The sequence below is a fragment of the Pseudaeromonas pectinilytica genome (assembly GCF_054780855.1).
Genome location: NZ_BAAGVN010000339.1, coordinates 1 through 15,894, shown reverse-complemented (window position 1 = coordinate 15,894; position 15,894 = coordinate 1). Strand labels below are relative to the sequence as shown.

The window sequence follows — 15,894 nt, the reverse complement described above, 5'->3', positions numbered from 1 at the left end:
CTCCTGGTGTGGTGGTGTCCTGGTGGTTAAGCGGTTTTTTTCTGTGGTGGAAAAACGTCATCGAGCGTGCATTCGCAACCGTGACTGTTCAGAACAGCCACAAGGTTGCGGCACATAACAAGAGACGGCGTCCGTCTGTTGGCCTCGTAATGCCCAACTGCGCCTTGTGATGTCCCAATCAGAGCCCCAAGCTCCTCTTGGGTTAAGCCGCATTTTTCTCTTAGTGACTTGATGTTGTTCATCGCGCCCTCTCAATACATAACGGAACATAAATACATTATGTACTACTTTTGCGCAAGTTTTTAATACAGGCCGTGCATTGATGGTCTCAATACAAAGCGTAATGATGTGGGTATGAAAACAGGTCAAAAATGGAATGCTCTGGCTAAGTCCAGAATGAAAGAGATCCGCGTAACCCAAGAGGCTCTAGCTGAAAGGCTGGGCGTAACTCAGGGGGCGATTGGTCATTGGCTAAACGGACGCAGGGAACCGACTCTCGACATCATAATTTCGATCTTTAATGCGTTGGGAATGCCAGGCGTTAAATTCAACAACAGCGGCGAAGTCATTAGCGATAGCGATGTTGAATTAGCGCCAGCGCCTATTGGCCTGCGCAAGATCCCCATCATCAGTTATGTGCAGGCTGGTTGCTGGACTGAGTCTGTTGAGTGCCGATCAATGGATGGCAGCATTGAGACCATCAATACCGATCTGGATCTGGGCTCTATGGCCTTTGCCTTGTCAGTTCGTGGTGATTCGATGGCGCCGGAGATCCAGGAAGGTGATGTGGTGGTTATCGACCCGGACGTTGACCCGTTGCCAGGCGATATTGTTGCAGCAAAAAACGGTAGCCATGAGGCCACCCTCAAACAGTTCCGGCCTCGCGGCACGAACGATCAAGGCCAAGATTACTTTGAGCTAGTACCGCTGAACCCGGTTTACCCCACCATGAGATCCGACCATCATCATGTGACGATCATCGGTGTGATGATGGAGCACCGTCGGTATAGAAAGAAGCGATGAGGCTTAATTAGTGATAGATGGACGCCATTATTCAGTAAGCGAAGTCATCAAGCAGATGGCCGCAGGAGTCACCACACCTTGGCTTTGCGAATGTGAAGATGGCGTAAAGGTCGTGGCCAAGTCCATAGATGAGCTGCCTCCATATCAACTGGTAGCAGAATGGGTTGCAGGCCACCTTGGCGTCGAGTTTGGAATTCCTGTTCCTGGAATTCGGATTTTGGATGGTCTGTCTAACGCATTGAGCATGCTACCGGATCGCCCAGGACACATGCTGGATGTTGGACCAGCTTTTGGTTCGATCTATATAGAAAACTCAGCAGACCTCCAGTATTCCGCCATCAGAAACATTGACGCAAAGCTAAAATCTGACATCCTGATCTTCGACGTATGGGTTAAAAACGACGACCGAACACTTTCTCCCGTCGGAGGAAATGTGAACTTACTGCATCGCATTGATACTAAACAACTTGTTGTTTTTGACCACAACCTAGCGTTTGATACAACACTCGATACCGCTGCCATTGTTGAACGACACGTTTTCTCTGGTGAAAACAGGGGTAGCGATCTAACAGATTGGGTTGAGAGGCAAGACTACGAAGATAGGTTGGCTCGATGCTATCAACAACTGGACGCAATAGTAGATGCGATGCCTGCTGGTTGGAGAACCGAGGCAACTGAGCAGCTGATTCGCCAAGGGCGGCTGCAAGTTGGCCAAGATGTGATAGATGACGTAATGCGTCCCATACTCTTGACATACACCCATGAAGATTTTTGGACGGAGATCAGGCCATGAAGCATGAAATTATTTATGCCATTGTCCAGTTCCGCCCCTACCTGGAAACTGAGGAGTTTGCCAACGTTGGGGTGGTGCTGTGCGCCCCGAAAGCTGGTTATTTTGATTATATAATTGAGCAAAAGCGTTTTAAACGTCTTACTGAATTCTTTATGGAGCTACCCAGGGAGCTGCCTAAAAATGCAACTCAATATATAGCCAACGAACTAGATCGCGTTAAGGAATTCTCTTTTTGTACAAATCAAGAATCACTGAAGCGGTTATTTTTGGAAACGACCAAGCATCGCGAAGGAATTATCCGATACAGTGATGTAAGGGCTGGAATCGTATCAGAAGAGCCTGCAGTCAAACTTAAAAAACTATTCGAGCACCATGTTAATCACAGTTTTGTGAGTAAGATAAGCCCGAACGATAGGCTTGAGGCGGCTACTAGGCAGATTCTGGAGCAACATAACTTAGCTCACATATACAAACATTGTGATATTACTGATACTGACGGGTTAGTTAAGGCATCAGTGCCATTTACCCATCAACAAGATGGTTTGTTTTTCAGAATAATTCGGCCACTTAGCCTTGAGTTTGAAACACCATCAGCAATTGTTGACGTTGGTGACAAGTGGGTAAATAGATTCAAGCGTTTGTTTGATTTTAATGTGTTGAAGCCAGATGCTGTTGTTATGCCTCTAGCGTTTCCAGCAAGCAAAGACAGAGTCATCGTTAATGCGGTCAATACTGTATTTGGTGATATAGAGAGGGCTGGAATAAAGCCAATTGACGCTACTGACACTGAAACTCTAGTTAATCTAGCCAGCGTATAACCATACCACGGCCCGCACTAGCGGGCCTTTTGTTGCCACCATCAAAACCCTGCCCTACATCAATAGATCCCGCCTGAATCCTGTGAGATAGTAACTCAGATAACTACCACGATACGCCAAGAACAAGGGAGCCGTTGACGGCAAAAGGTTATGCCTACTCAACCAGGGATGGGTAAAGAGAGAATGAAAAAGATTCTAATGAGCCTCCACATGCTGATGCCGTTTTTACTACTTGGCATATGTTTCCCGATCATGTTTTATTATTTGTACTTTACATATAAGAATGAAGGAGTTGCAGACAATATAGTTGTACTTGTTAAGTCTGTTGACGCATCAGGAGTTGTAGTCGCCCCAGCAACTATTGCGTTTTTAATTCTCACTTTTATTTTTGCCAAGAAAAGAATGTGGACCAAAAAAGCCATGGATGTTGCTAAGTGGTACTCAACATGGCTTGTTGGTGTAAGTGTTGTATTCATGTATTTAAATCATGGAAAGATTTCCGACACGTATCTTGTAAAAAGGTCTGCGGCAATCAGCTCAGAAAGTCGCGATTCAAGTGACTATTATTCATGCAATGATTTTACATCGATCGGCCCTATTGCATCCTCATATGTTGAGTTGATGGATAAAAATCCAACCAAAGAGCAGGTTGAATTGGTAAAAGATGTTATTGCTGACAGAGCTTATGAAATATCACTTACAAAATCACCGAAAAAAGATGCGTTAGAAATAGTAATGACAGGTGGTGTGCTGACGAAGTTCGTCGGTGAGGCGATGCAAATGACGCGCGCCTATTGCTTTATAAACCCCAGAAACTCGATGAAAGATACCGCCATAGAAAACTTTGACGATCTTCTGAATGCTGTTGTAAAAAAGTACAACCTTTAGATTCGCCGCCGACAAGCCATAGCCCGCCCCGTGCGGGCTTTTTTGTGCCCGCCTCTCGCCACCCGTCCTCGTTCAATCCCCTCTGCACCACCTGTCAAATCTGACACATTAAAAATTAGCACATTTTGTATTGACAGCAATAAATACAATATGTACTTTTAACCACATCAGCCGAACACATCGGCACGGCCCTGGCGCCAACCGCTCTTTGACAATATGACGATTTAACACACCGGCCCTCGCATGGCCCTGAGCAGCAAACTGCCGTTGCCGTCTAACCGATCTGACGCCAACGCTCGACAGGCTCCCAGCGACACGCACGGTGTGAAGATATGGCGGTGACACTCTGCTGTCCGGGAACGGATGGGTGATGAGTCGCAACGGGAAACGCGCCCCGCACCGCCCACAATCGCATGGGCATCGGCAGCTCGGCCAGAGCTGGCGTTCCAGAAAACGTCGGTGCCCAGCCGATTGTGAATGAATAAGGATGAGGCTATGAGTAAGTCTACCGAGGTAACGACCTCAACTCTTACGCGGACCCTGCTACTACAGGGCCGCATAGTCCATGTGGATGGCATACCGTTCCGCTTGGTTCAGGACGCGGTCGCAGAGTCTCACCCGGCAAATATTGAATTGATTGGCGATCACAAATTGGTCTGCAACCAGCTCGAAACCTCGGATGTTAAACCTGACCAAGCAGATGCAGAATTCAAGTGAGACACGAATAAGGAATCGTTCCTGTCCGTTTTCTGGAGTAGATAATCTCGGACTTGAGCAGGGTTAAGGTTAGTTTTAACAACCCATGAGGATCGCTGGAACCGACACCACGCCCCCAAGCCTTCGATTGTAAGGCGGATCTTGTCATAGTCCTGTCCTGGGGCGTTGAGATCGTAGCAAATTAGGATCGCATTCATGTTATTTCTCCTTGGTTGTGGGACTTAGGAGAGTACCACGGGCCGGACGTGGCGAAATAAACCGGCACCTCATTTTCGAGGCCACAACAGAAAGGGCTTCCGCCTCCTCAACTGGTTGGCGCTAATTGAAATCAGGTGGGAGCCCTCCCTGTTGTGTGCCAGCAACTCCCTATAGCACATGGGCAGAGCGAACGGGCTTTCTGACTTCCGCAGAGGTGTCAGCCGCGAAATGTGTAGGTCATCCCGGGCTTGGGCATATCCAGAGAACTCAACTCTGACCGAATGAGCGTCAGCTCCACGATACGGAGCGCACAACTGGGATTGTGCTGGTGTGATCCGGTTTATATCGCGGAGCCGGTGCGAGGCGCATCAGTGCAATCCGCAGTTGTGACTAATCGTTAGACATCCAGACTGGCAACACCCTGGCTTTGACCAAGTGCGCTGGGCACGATGCGGACGGGGAACCCCGGTAGAGAAGCCGCAGTCATGACAGCATGACGGCTCGTAGATGTGTAAGACCGGCCAGGGTCGCCGTCCTCCCCTGGTCGCCGGATCAAGGTAACCGGCACCAAACACCAAAACCACCATCAGGACACCACCAATGACACCAAAAACCGAAGCGCAGGCGTTTTACAACGTCTTGCCGCCAAACCGTCGCGCTCCAAATTCAAGCTACTCCCCTCGGGTAACCGCCGAAGATGCGCGAAAGTGCCGGATTCGCCGAGACATCGAACGCAAGCACGCGGAAATGGCACTCGCCCGCGAGTTTCGCCTCTGCTGAAAAGCAAAAAGCCCGCCGAAGCGAGCTTTTCACATCCGGGTACCACCCCGGAATTTCGGACACCGACCAGTTTTCACCAGTCAGCGGCAGACCGGACACCACTCCTATGCCTGCAAAACGGAGATTATCACCATGCTCCAGCAAATCCAACAGCTTGCCGCTCGCATAGCCGCGGCCATAGACATCGACGGCAGCCATGCTCGTCGCCGTCAGCTCAAGCAACGCACCCATTACGCCATGATGCAAACCACTACTCATCGTCTGGTTCGCGCACGGCATCAATGCCAACGGGGGTAACCATGAACACAGCTCTTAACCTCTACGCTCTGCCCTACTCCGACGCTGCTGATGCCTATGCCGACGAACTGGGACGCGAGCAGTTGAAAGCAGATGCCATCCAGCTCTGCATTGACGACCGTGCAGCAGAGATCGAGCAAACGCTGCTCTCTGGTGAGACCTACCAGGGCCACAGCATTATTTCCGTGCTGGTCAACGCCGACGACCGTACCGCATACCGCATGGCGAAATGCCTGTCGGTCATGCTCAAGACCGCCAATCGCGGCATCGACTCGGTTGCTGCTGCGTTGCTGGTTGGTTCACTGGAGGCGGCAATCAAGATGCAGGCCCGCCAAATTGCTACAGAGGAAATCGACGTATGAACGCACCAGCATTAACCATCGGCATGAAAGACCACCTTGCCTATTGCGACAAAATCACAGCTGGCGTTGACCTGTCAGCGCTGAGCGATGAAGAACAATGGCATTTCCGCCGCCGCCTTGGCCTTGGTGGTTCGGAGGCTGGCACGGTTCTCGGTCTCAACAAGTACCAAACGCCATGGGACTTGTGGGCAATCAAGACTGGGCGAGCTGCAGCACCAGACCTTTCCGGCAACATGGCCGTAAAAATGGGACACAAGCTGGAGCAAACCGTTGCTGAACTGTATTGCGAGGTCACTGGTTATACCGTTCGTCGCTCCAATGTTCACCATATCCACAAGGATAAACCGTGGTTGGTTGGCAACCTGGACCGGGTGATTGTTGGCGAGAAACGTGGCCTTGAGTGCAAGACAGCATCCGGATTTGCTGCGAAGAAAGGCGGGTTCGGCAAGGGCAATGTTTACGACCAGGACGGCGCGTTAGTCATTGAGTGCGATGAGGTGCCAGATACCTACCTAATCCAAGTGCAGCACTACATGGCTGTGACTGGCCTGCCAGTGTTCGATCTGGCGGTGCTGATTGATGGTCGTGACTTCCGGGTGTTCACCATCCACCGAAACGACGACCTGATCGCCGAGCTGGAAGATCAACTTACGTCCTTCTGGTTCGACAACGTGATTGCCGATATCGCCCCCGAAGGCGAGGCGATACAGGAAGTAGAGCCCGTCTCTGGATCCAGCGTTGAGGCTAGCGGCGAGATCGCAGCCCTGCTATCCGAGCGATGCGAGATAGCCGAAGCAATGGATGAGCTAGAACACAGCAAGAAGGCCATTGATGAGAAGGTAAAGTCATTCATGGGTGAGGCTGAGATCCTGACTTGCCACGGCGCCAAGTTAGCCACATGGAAGGCGTCGGAAACCACAAGGTTCGACTCCACCGCATTCAAGAAGGCAGAGCCAGCCATCTGGCAGCAATACGCCAACACCACCACCGTGAGAACCTTGAGGATCGCATCATGACCGATGGAAATAGCAACGTTGTACCAATGCAGGCTGAGGCCGGCACATCAGGCGCCTTCTTTGAAATGATGGCCCCTACTCTCAAGGCGCAAGGAATTGAAGCGTTGCTTCCTTCCGGTGTGACCTTCGAGTCGTTTGTTCGGGCTGCGGCCACCGCCATGGCGCAGAACCCGGATCTTGCCAACGCCGATCGGAAGTCTCTCATCCAATCGCTGATCCGCTGTGCCAGCCATGGCTTGGTGCCGGATGGCCGAGAAGCTGCACTGGTCACCTTCAAGGAGAAGCAGGGCAACATCTACATCATGAAAGCCCAGTACATCCCCATGGTGGATGGTGTACTGAAGCGCGCACGGCAAAGTGGCCAGATTGCAGTAATCGCGGCTAAGGCTGTGTTCGATGGGGACGCCTTCGATTACTGGATGGATGAGCAAGGCGAGCATATCAACTACCGCCCAACGTACACCGGTCGCGGAGAATTCAAGCTGGCCTTCGCCTTCGCTAAGTTGCACAGCGGTGAACTTATTGTCGAAGTGATGCCAAAAGAAGATATCGAGCGTGTGCGAGCGGCAAGCAAGACCGGGAGCAGCGAATTTGGGCCGTGGGTTAAATGGTTCGATCGGATGTCTGTTAAATCGGTGCTTCACCGTCTAGCTAAACGCCTCCCATCTGCCAGCGAGTTGATTGCGCTGTTGGAGTCTGGTGAGGAAATGGAGTGGCAAGGGCAAGCAAAGTCGGTATCGCAACCCAAAATGGTCAGCAATAAGCGTGGTGTTGCAGCCGTGCTGGAGAAGGTGCGCAAAGCACCCGTCACCATTGACCAGAATCCGCAATCCGAAGCGCAGGTGACGCCAGACGCGCAAAATATCGGCGTAATGTTCGGGCAGTTTGCTGATGAGCTTGAAGAGGCGGAAACCATAGAGCAGCTTGCAGGGATCTGGAAGTCAGCGGCCAAGTGGGGTCAGTCAACCGGCAATGAAAAGCTGCTTTCAGACCTGACTACCATCAAGGACGAGCGCAAGGCTCAACTTGGCGCGGCATGAATATTTGGCCAGCAAGTGCTGGCCCCCTACCTCTACCAGGACACCACCAAATGACCAAAGAAACCACCTCCACGGCGCTGGTTACCCTGCAGCCGGAGAACGCACTTGCCCTTTTCAAGGACGGAACTGGCGTTGATGTACTGCTTGCTGACATTCGCAAGCAGGCATCCAGTCTGGTTCCAGACCTCTCCACCAAAAAAGGCCGCGATGAGATCGCCAGTATCGCCTATGCCGTAACCCGCACCAAGACTTACTTGGACGGGCTCGGCAAGGCTCTGGTGGATGAGTACAAGGAAGTGCCAAAGAAGATTGACGCCAACCGCAAGATCATCCGAGATACCCTGGACATTCTGCGTGATGAAGTCCGGGCACCACTCACCGCCTACGAAGAGGCGGAAGCCAACCGGGTTGCGGCACTGCAGCAGCGCCTTAATGAAATCGCTCAACTGGGTAATATGCCAGTAACCGCTATCCATGGTGCGACAGCAGAACAGCTCGGTGGATGGCTCGCACAGTTGGAACAGATAGCCATTGATGACTCATGGCAGGAAAAGCAGACCGAAGCAGGTGTGGCCAAAGAGGCCGCCATCATCAAGGTCACTCAAGCCCTAGAAGCCCGCAAGCAGTATGAGGCCGAACAGGCCGAGCTGGAGCGTCTGCGCCAAGAGCAAGCCAAGCGTGACCAGGCTGAACGCGAACGCCAGATAGCCGAACAAGCCCGCCAGGCAGAGGCCGACCGCCAACTGCAGGAACGTGCCGAATCCCAACGTCGCGAGCAGCAAGCCAAGGAACGAGAAGAACAGGCCCGTCGTGACGCCGAAGAGGCACAGCGCAAGCAAATAGAGGCCGAAGCCAACGCCCAGCGCCAAGCCGAAGAAGCAGCGGCCCGATCCGCCGAGCAAGAGCGCCAGCGCATTGCCGCACAACAAAAGGCCGAGCAAGAAGAGGCTGACCGCCGTGCTGCAGATGTCGAGCATCGCCGCGCCATCAATAACCAGATCCTTGGGGCGCTAATGGTTGACGCTGGCCTTGATGCGGGGCAGGCCAGAGCCGTAGCCAAAGCCATCGCCAACGGCAAGATCCCGAACGTGAGCATCAGTTACTGATAGGAATCCCCATGACCGAACAACGACTCGAACCCGGGGCGGCGGCATCGCGCGCCCTGAATACCCTGCTATCTCAAGTAACCGCCCTGGTGGCCATGTCATCGGGCGCACTAAGACTGCAACTAGAAAGCCTTGAGCAAATGATCCGCTCGAATATCGCCATGATTGTAGAGGCTTCTGATGGGCAAGTGGACGACTATAACGAGCTATCTGATGAGCTGACCAGGGTGTATCAGGATCTGGACACCAAACAGGCAAGCATCATCAATCTGCGAGAAACCGTGCAGAACCTTAAAGTTGAGTTGGAAGCCATCAGTCAACAACACCAAGCAGCCCTGCAGGAAGAACAATCGGCCCGCCTCGATGCCGAAGGGAAAACCGCTCGCACCGAAACCAAGCTGGTAGCCGCCAACGCAGAATCGCAACGACTGAATCGCGAACTGAAAGAGCTGAAATCACTGGACCCGGTGGGCACTAAGAAGCGACTGACCGCCAAGCAGAAAGAACTTGATGCCGCCAAGGCCGCCCAAGTCGATCTGCGCAGTCAAAACCTGAAACTGAAAACCAAGTCAGTCAGCGATGACAAGAAAATCGCCGAGTTGGTCAAAACCGTTGAGATGGCCCAGGCCAACATCGACATGCTGGAAGGCGATAACGGGATCCGCGGCCTCGCTGACAAGTATCTGAAGAAGAACTTTCACGGCACGGACACGGGCGATCGCTGGTACTGCTATGTCACCCCAGGCGGCCTGTCAGCTTATGCCGACTACATCCTTGAAACGGACTGGACCATGTTCATCGTCAATCAGAACGGCCTCGGCTGCACTGTGATGCTGACTGAATGGCTCGAGCCAGTAATTCCGAAAGCCGACTTCACTCTGATGATCCCGTCCCCGCTCGTTGAAGCCATCAAGGCCTTCACCGCCGAAGCCATGGGCGACAAGTTCAATCACCTGTTTGTGCGGAAGGATCACTTCTCAGGCATCAGTGTGCGCGAGCTGCCCGGCATCCAGTCCAAGTACCTCGACTGCCTGGAGGAAGAAAACATCAAGACGATATCTGATGTGATGCTGACCAGAACCGAGCGACTCGCCATGGTCAAAGGCATTGGTCAAAAGACGGCACACAATGTTTTCACCGCAGCCAAGCACATGGTCGAGTTGTGGGAAAAGGAAGGAATTGATACTCAGGAGGCGGCTTGATGGCTGACTACGGCGGATCTACTACCAACCCGGCATACCGGGACTTCACCCAAACGCCACGCTGGCTGTTCAATGCTCTGCACTTGGAATTCAACTTCATCCTTGATGTAGCAGCCCTGCCAGTCTCTGCTCTTTGCGATCTCTACCTGACTCCTGACGAGGATGCGCTGTCCGTTGACTGGGGTGACTACATCCCAGCGGATGAGCGTAGCCCCTGGTGCTGGTGCAACCCACCCTACTCCGATATCGGGCCTTGGGTGGTCAAGGCCATGGTCGAGCAACACAACGGGATCGGCACTGTGCTGCTGGTCCCGCAGGACCAGTCAGCAGAATGGTACCCCGGCGACAACGCAAGCGAAGTCCGGATCATCACTGGCTACTACGACGATAGCGGCAAGTGGAAAACGGGTCGGATCTCGTTCGTCAACGCCGAAACAGGCGTCGAGATGCAAGGCAACAACAAGGGCTCGATGCTGCTGGTATTCGCCCCAGGCTATCGCGGCCCCTGCCGGATGCAGAACGTCAGCAAAGGCGAGTTGATCCGGCAGTCGGAAATGGCGAAACGAATGGCCGCCTAACACCACCTCCAAAGGAAGCACCATGACCACACCGGAATTACCAGTTCTGGCGGCGAAGCTGCGCCGCCTCCGCGAGCATTTGAACCAACTCAACTTCGCCAGCGCCGTGCTGGATAAGGAGGCAGCATGAGCAAGCACACCCCTGAGCCATGGCGCGTTGGTCGCCCTGGTACTGTTGTTTCAGACACCCCAGTTCCTGGAATGGGCGGGTCTGATGCAGTTGAGTATTACGGCGGCCACCTGATTGGCGAATCCATCATAGAGGCAAATGCCCGCCGCATAGTTGCTTGCGTGAATGCCTGCCGAGGGCTCAGCACCGATGAGCTGGAGCAGCATGGCTTGGTCTCTGCTGTGGGTACTGAGCTTATGGAGTTGGAGAAGCAGCGCGACGAGCTGCTGGCCGCTCTGCAAGTAATGATCGCCATCGCGTTTGGGCTGGTTGTGGTTCTGGCTCTGACGGGAGGTGCAGCGTGACGATCAAGAAATTGAAGCCGACCGGCTTTGTGGCTCGTTGCCAGTGTGGGGTCTATGTTGCGGCCCTTGATGCTCACCGAGCTGAACCAAAGGAAATGAGCCGGTTGCTTGGTGAATGGCTGTTCAAGGATGGGTGTACCGTTGAGCCGAGGTTCGCGGGAACCTGGAGCGAAATCATCAAGCCATGCCAATGTGCAACAGGTGAATAGTTAAGGGGAAACCGGCGATGGAATCCATCAGTGAAGCGCTCTATTTCGACCCATTTGAAGGTGACTTTGGCGAGCCAGGCGACCGGACTATCAAGGACAAGATCGTTAAGTTCCGCAAGCCTCACCGCTGCCACATTTGCGATGTGACTACCCAGGTTGGTGAGCTTGGTCGCAACAGGGTGGATGTGTTCGATGGTGATCTGCATTCGGTCTATTTCTGCCATGAGTGCTGTGTGGCCATGGTGTCCAGCCTGGATGACTGGGATGACGAAACAATCATCCAGCGATATGCGTTAGGGGAAGAAAGCCGCCGCTCATCTGCATCGGCCTGAGTTAAGGGGAATACAGATGGCAAGTAACCACAGACGCCGCTTGTTCCACTGGCTGGAGAATCGCGATGGAGTATGACCTCAACAACGCCCTGCTGCAGCTGGCGAAACGGTGCAATGCCGATTGCCATAAAGCTGTAGACGGAGCAAAGCCCAAAGACTACACAACCCTAACCCTCCCCGTTTTCACTCGCTACGCAACCCAGGCCCGCAATATCGGATCTAGCATCACGGCACTGAAATATCAAATCGCTGTGCTCAATGGAGTGGTATCCACGAAATAGAAAATGCCCCCTTGCTCTCCAGCAAAGGGGGCGCCCCTCTCGCGCTGTCGCGTGTTCGAAGCGCGACCATCACATAATAGCCAATCGGCGATTGCCGTCGATTGTCAGTAAAACTGACAGGATACCTATATGACTATTTCACCAGAGGCAATGGAGTGGCTACGAGCCCATTCAGGTGCCTACGCCCGCGAGATTTTGGCCCGCATTGAACAAGTCGCAGATGTCGCTTACAGATCATCTGTTTTTGATGATTCGGATGAAATTGCCGACTCCATGATGTCCATAGCCCGTAATTGCGAAGGGGATGCGCAGTATTACTTGCGAGAAGGAGCCCAGCAGATATATGGGCTATCCGAGCTGATTAAAGCCATAAGCAGCAACAACAGCGGCACTGCCACACCCGGCTGATTGTGTCATCCTGATCTCAAGTCAGGAGACCGCCAGCCATGAACCAATCACCGCTCGATTTGCTATCCGAAGATGACCGAAAAGAGCTTGAGCTCCTTTTCTCCATCATCCACTCCGAAACCCTGAGCACAGCAGCCAGGCTTGAAGAAGTCGCACGGCTTCTTGCCAAGCATGGCCTACTCATCCCCGCCCCTGTCACCGAGCAAACATGGAGCGCCACAGAACTGGCCGCCGAGCTGGCAATATCAGCTCAAGCAGTCGGCCGGCTTGCAACCATGCACAATCTCAAGGTGGCAGGGTTCGGAGAATGGCGACTCGGAAAGGCGCCCAACGGAAAGCAGATTGAGACCTGGGTTTACAACGCAGCGGGCCGGGCTCGCTTGCTTGATCTGATGAGGTTAAACACACATGAGCAACGAGAGCCTGATTGTCAGTGAGGAAGAGCTGATTGAATTGACCGGCTACCAGCGTCCAACGAAGCAGCGTGAGGTGCTGGATCGCATGGGGATCCGCTACATGGTTCGCAGGGATGGACATATCCGCACAACCAGACAGTGGTTGAGTGGTAGTTCTGTCACGCAGGAACCTGCAAATGACGGCTTCAACCTGGGGGCTCTGGGCTGATGGCAAGAACACGCGCTAACTCAAGCGATAGTTGGATGCCACCCCGCGTCTATCTAAAGGGGCCGTCCTATGTATTGCGCCCTGTCGGTGGCGGTTCAATAAGGCTATGTTCCGCATCAGCAAAACAATCAGATGTCTGGCAAGCCTACGAACTACTGATCAATGAAGACTTGCAAGGCTATAAAGTAAGTCGCCTCGTCGCAGACTTCTTTGCATCAGCTGATTTTATCGACCTGTCGAAGACCACACAGACTGACTACAAGAAAAACAGCCGCCCTATCCTACTTGTTTTCGGAGCCATGCAGGCCGACGCCGTTGAACCGAAGCATGTCCGCGCCTACATGGATAAACGTGGGCTTAAAAGCCGGGTCCAGGCCAACCGGGAGAAGGCGTTTTTCTCCCGGGCATATCGCTGGGCCTATGAGCGCGGCAAGGTGAAATCCAATCCATGCAAGGGGGTGAAGCAATTCAAGGAATGCGCCAGGACCCGGTATGTCACGGATGCTGAGTACGATGCCGTTTTTCGGTGTGCGACCTCGGCGGTTCGAGTTGCAATGGAGTTGAGTTATCTCTGCGCGGCCCGCAAAGGTGATGTACTACAGATGAGATGGTCTCAGGTTTTGGATGAAGGCATATTCATCCAGCAAGGAAAGACCGGGGTTAAACAGATCAAGTTGTTTTCAGACCGGTTGCGGCAAGCAATGAGCACAGCCAGGGCGTTGTCTGGGAATCAGATGCATACCTATGTGATCGTCAAACCTGATGGGCACCCATACACAGACAATGGTTTCAATTCGGCATGGCGTGAGTCCATCTTGAAAGCCCGTGAGCAAACAGGCTGGCCATTGGATTTTACGTTCCATGACCTCAAGGCAAAGGCCATCAGCGACATAGGAGGAACCAGCCGAGATAAACAGGCAATTAGTGGCCACAAAACAGAGGGCCAGGTTGCCATCTATGATCGCTCCATCAAGCGCGTGCCTGCGGTTGATGATGCAAGGAAAAGTGAATAGTCGCTGGGGAATATGCGGTATGCAGGTCTATATAAATCAAGGCATTGTAGATCGCCAATATTCCCCCAATAGTGCCTCAAGCCCGCGCCAATCCTGAAAACCAAAGCGGATTTAAAATCCCTCGCTGGCAACGGCGTGCCGGTTCGATTCCGGCACCGGGCACCACATTATCGTTTCATGACGTGTCGTGAAACACCTGAAACCCGCACTGCCACTGGCTTTGCGGGTTTTTTGTTATTCCCTGCCGTATCATATAGACTCACCACATACCCCAATTTCAGGGGGTATATCTGGGGGCATCAATTCCCAGGGGGTATAAAAAGTACCCCCAATGGCTGCCAGCCCGCACCGGGCCTGACTTCGCGCCATGTCGAGACATACCCCCACAGCATTGCAAGTACCCCCAATTCAGAGCAGGGAGATACCCCCATGCCATTAACCGATGCCGCCGCCAGGCAAGCCAAGTTCACCGATAAGCAGCAAAAGCTATCCGATGAAAAGGGGCTCTATCTGCTAGTCAACGCATCCGGCAAGTATTGGCGCCTCAAGTACCGCATTGCGGGAAAAGAGAAAGCATTGGCACTGGGTGTCTATCCAGAGGTTTCGCTCAAGGAGGCGCGGACCAAACGGGATGAGGCGCGCAAGCTGATAGCCGAGGGCGTGGATCCGGGGGTGGCTCGCAAGCAAGAGAAGATTACCCGGCTGGCCGCCAGTGAAAACAGCCTGGAATCCTTGGCCCGTGAGTGGCACCAGTCCCAGCTTGCCCGATGGAGCAAGGGCCATGCAGCCCGAGTACTGGAATCACTGGAGGCTGATGTGTTCCCCGATCTAGGGAGCCTGCCGGTGGCCGAACTGACCGCGCCCCTGCTGCTGGATGTTTTACGCAAGATTGAGCGCCGAGGGGCAACAGAGACCGCTGGCCGGGTTTTGCAGCGGGTTGGTTCCGTCATGCGTTATGCCATCCAGACCGGGCGGGCCAGTTACAACCCCACCAATGATCTGCGCGGGGCGCTGACAGCCAGCAAGGTGGAACACAGACCCGCGTTGCCTCGTTCCGAACTGCCCGAGTTTTTCCGCCGCCTTGCTGCCGAGCCAGTTCATCCCGCCACCCGTCTGGCGTTTCGCTTACTGATCCTGACCATGACCCGTCCCGGAGAGATCCGCTTTGCCCGCTGGGATGAGTTTGACTTCGAGCGAGCCGAGTGGCGTATCCCTGCCGAACGCATGAAGATGCGCACCGAACACCTAGTGCCGCTATCCCGGCAGGCACTGGCTGTCCTGGATGAATTGAGACTGCTGACCGGGCATGTGGAGCTGTTATTCCCCAGTCAGACCAGCAACCGCAAAGCCATGAGCGAAAACACGCTTTCCTATGCCATGGGTCGGATGGGGTACAGAGGCATCGCCACGCCTCATGGCTTCCGCGCCCTGGCCTCTACAACGATGAACGAAGAGGGCTTTGATCCTGATGTTATCGAGCGCCAGCTTGCCCACGCCGAACGCAACAAGGTACGGGCCGCCTACCACCGAGCGGAATATCTGGACGACCGGCGCAAGCTGCTCCAGTGGTGGGCTGATTACCTGGACTATCAGCAAGGGGGCAATGTTCTACCATTGAACTTCACCCGTAATCAGGCATAACCATTTGACCGGGCCTAAATAACCGTTCCGAAATGTAGATCACTTATCCGGGAAAGAAGGGAACTCGGCGTCGTTTGTGCGATCTGATTAATCG

General features: G+C 53.4%; 22 protein-coding genes. 20 read left to right on the top strand and 2 right to left on the bottom strand.

Features of this window, described 5'->3' with window-relative positions:
• Window positions 1–26: 26 nt before the first annotated feature.
• Entirely contained in the window at window positions 27–242 is a 216-nt protein-coding gene (locus tag ACYVG7_RS15770; protein ID WP_460884047.1) for a helix-turn-helix transcriptional regulator, read from the bottom strand.
• 112 nt (window positions 243–354) lie between these two features.
• Here ACYVG7_RS15770 and ACYVG7_RS15765 point away from each other — a divergent pair, with 112 nt between their 5' ends.
• The 5 genes from ACYVG7_RS15765 (at window position 355) to ACYVG7_RS15745 (ending at window position 4,239) form a co-directional block, all read left to right on the top strand.
• Window positions 355–1,023, top strand: a complete 669-nt coding sequence (locus tag ACYVG7_RS15765) for a LexA family protein (protein WP_460884046.1) — start codon at window positions 355–357, stop codon at window positions 1,021–1,023.
• Window positions 1,024–1,033: 10 nt separating this feature from the next.
• Window positions 1,034–1,816, top strand: coding sequence for a HipA family kinase (locus tag ACYVG7_RS15760; protein WP_460884045.1), 783 nt, complete (start codon window positions 1,034–1,036; stop codon window positions 1,814–1,816).
• Window positions 1,813–2,634 (top strand): DUF3037 domain-containing protein, encoded by an 822-nt coding sequence (locus ACYVG7_RS15755; protein WP_460884044.1) that lies wholly within the window; start codon window positions 1,813–1,815, stop codon window positions 2,632–2,634. Before ACYVG7_RS15760 ends, ACYVG7_RS15755 begins: the two co-directional genes overlap by 4 nt.
• 150 nt (window positions 2,635–2,784) lie before the next feature.
• Window positions 2,785–3,522, top strand: a complete 738-nt coding sequence (locus ACYVG7_RS15750; RefSeq protein ID WP_460884043.1) for a hypothetical protein — start codon at window positions 2,785–2,787, stop codon at window positions 3,520–3,522.
• 495 nt (window positions 3,523–4,017) lie between these two features.
• Window positions 4,018–4,239 carry a hypothetical protein gene (locus ACYVG7_RS15745; RefSeq protein WP_460884042.1) on the top strand — a complete coding sequence of 74 codons (222 nt, stop codon included), beginning with the start codon at window positions 4,018–4,020 and terminating at the stop codon, window positions 4,237–4,239.
• Window positions 4,240–5,103: 864 nt separating this feature from the next.
• Here ACYVG7_RS15745 and ACYVG7_RS15740 read toward each other — a convergent pair.
• Complete coding sequence (locus ACYVG7_RS15740) at window positions 5,104–5,475, bottom strand: hypothetical protein (protein ID WP_460884041.1); 372 nt, start codon at window positions 5,473–5,475, stop codon at window positions 5,104–5,106.
• A gap of 41 nt (window positions 5,476–5,516) precedes the next feature.
• Between ACYVG7_RS15740 and ACYVG7_RS15735 the strand changes: the two genes are divergently transcribed.
• The 15 genes from ACYVG7_RS15735 (at window position 5,517) to ACYVG7_RS15665 (ending at window position 15,800) form a co-directional block, all read left to right on the top strand.
• Window positions 5,517–5,876, top strand: coding sequence for a hypothetical protein (locus ACYVG7_RS15735; protein ID WP_460884040.1), 360 nt, complete (start codon window positions 5,517–5,519; stop codon window positions 5,874–5,876).
• On the top strand, window positions 5,873–6,892 hold the full coding sequence (locus ACYVG7_RS15730) for a YqaJ viral recombinase family nuclease (RefSeq protein ID WP_460884039.1): 1,020 nt from the start codon (window positions 5,873–5,875) through the stop codon (window positions 6,890–6,892). Before ACYVG7_RS15735 ends, ACYVG7_RS15730 begins: the two co-directional genes overlap by 4 nt.
• Window positions 6,889–7,932: a recombinase RecT gene (locus ACYVG7_RS15725; protein ID WP_460884038.1), complete on the top strand. Its 1,044-nt coding sequence runs from the start codon at window positions 6,889–6,891 to the stop codon at window positions 7,930–7,932. Before ACYVG7_RS15730 ends, ACYVG7_RS15725 begins: the two co-directional genes overlap by 4 nt.
• A gap of 50 nt (window positions 7,933–7,982) precedes the next feature.
• Window positions 7,983–9,038 (top strand): hypothetical protein, encoded by a 1,056-nt coding sequence (locus ACYVG7_RS15720; RefSeq protein ID WP_460884037.1) that lies wholly within the window; start codon window positions 7,983–7,985, stop codon window positions 9,036–9,038.
• Window positions 9,039–9,049: 11 nt separating this feature from the next.
• Window positions 9,050–10,240, top strand: a complete 1,191-nt coding sequence (locus tag ACYVG7_RS15715) for a hypothetical protein (RefSeq protein WP_460884036.1) — start codon at window positions 9,050–9,052, stop codon at window positions 10,238–10,240.
• Complete coding sequence (locus ACYVG7_RS15710) at window positions 10,240–10,818, top strand: phage N-6-adenine-methyltransferase (RefSeq protein WP_460884035.1); 579 nt, start codon at window positions 10,240–10,242, stop codon at window positions 10,816–10,818. Before ACYVG7_RS15715 ends, ACYVG7_RS15710 begins: the two co-directional genes overlap by 1 nt.
• Window positions 10,819–10,944: 126 nt before the next feature.
• The gene (locus ACYVG7_RS15705) at window positions 10,945–11,292 is read left to right on the top strand and encodes a hypothetical protein (RefSeq protein WP_460884034.1); all 348 of its coding nucleotides are present in this window, start codon (window positions 10,945–10,947) and stop codon (window positions 11,290–11,292) included.
• Window positions 11,289–11,501, top strand: coding sequence for a hypothetical protein (locus ACYVG7_RS15700; protein ID WP_460884033.1), 213 nt, complete (start codon window positions 11,289–11,291; stop codon window positions 11,499–11,501). The genes ACYVG7_RS15705 and ACYVG7_RS15700 overlap by 4 nt, the downstream gene beginning before the upstream one ends.
• Before the next feature lie 17 nt (window positions 11,502–11,518).
• On the top strand, window positions 11,519–11,833 hold the full coding sequence (locus ACYVG7_RS15695) for a hypothetical protein (protein ID WP_460884032.1): 315 nt from the start codon (window positions 11,519–11,521) through the stop codon (window positions 11,831–11,833).
• Window positions 11,834–11,898: 65 nt separating this feature from the next.
• Window positions 11,899–12,114, top strand: a complete 216-nt coding sequence (locus ACYVG7_RS15690) for a hypothetical protein (RefSeq protein ID WP_460884031.1) — start codon at window positions 11,899–11,901, stop codon at window positions 12,112–12,114.
• A gap of 129 nt (window positions 12,115–12,243) precedes the next feature.
• Complete coding sequence (locus tag ACYVG7_RS15685) at window positions 12,244–12,522, top strand: hypothetical protein (protein WP_460884030.1); 279 nt, start codon at window positions 12,244–12,246, stop codon at window positions 12,520–12,522.
• Between the two features lie 38 nt (window positions 12,523–12,560).
• Window positions 12,561–12,959 carry a hypothetical protein gene (locus tag ACYVG7_RS15680; RefSeq protein ID WP_460884029.1) on the top strand — a complete coding sequence of 133 codons (399 nt, stop codon included), beginning with the start codon at window positions 12,561–12,563 and terminating at the stop codon, window positions 12,957–12,959.
• The gene (locus ACYVG7_RS15675) at window positions 12,931–13,146 is read left to right on the top strand and encodes a DUF4224 domain-containing protein (RefSeq protein ID WP_460884028.1); all 216 of its coding nucleotides are present in this window, start codon (window positions 12,931–12,933) and stop codon (window positions 13,144–13,146) included. Before ACYVG7_RS15680 ends, ACYVG7_RS15675 begins: the two co-directional genes overlap by 29 nt.
• Before the next feature lie 35 nt (window positions 13,147–13,181).
• Window positions 13,182–14,159 (top strand): tyrosine-type recombinase/integrase, encoded by a 978-nt coding sequence (locus ACYVG7_RS15670; protein ID WP_460884027.1) that lies wholly within the window; start codon window positions 13,182–13,184, stop codon window positions 14,157–14,159.
• Window positions 14,160–14,588: 429 nt separating this feature from the next.
• Window positions 14,589–15,800 (top strand): tyrosine-type recombinase/integrase, encoded by a 1,212-nt coding sequence (locus ACYVG7_RS15665; RefSeq protein ID WP_460884026.1) that lies wholly within the window; start codon window positions 14,589–14,591, stop codon window positions 15,798–15,800.
• Window positions 15,801–15,894: the final 94 nt, after the last annotated feature.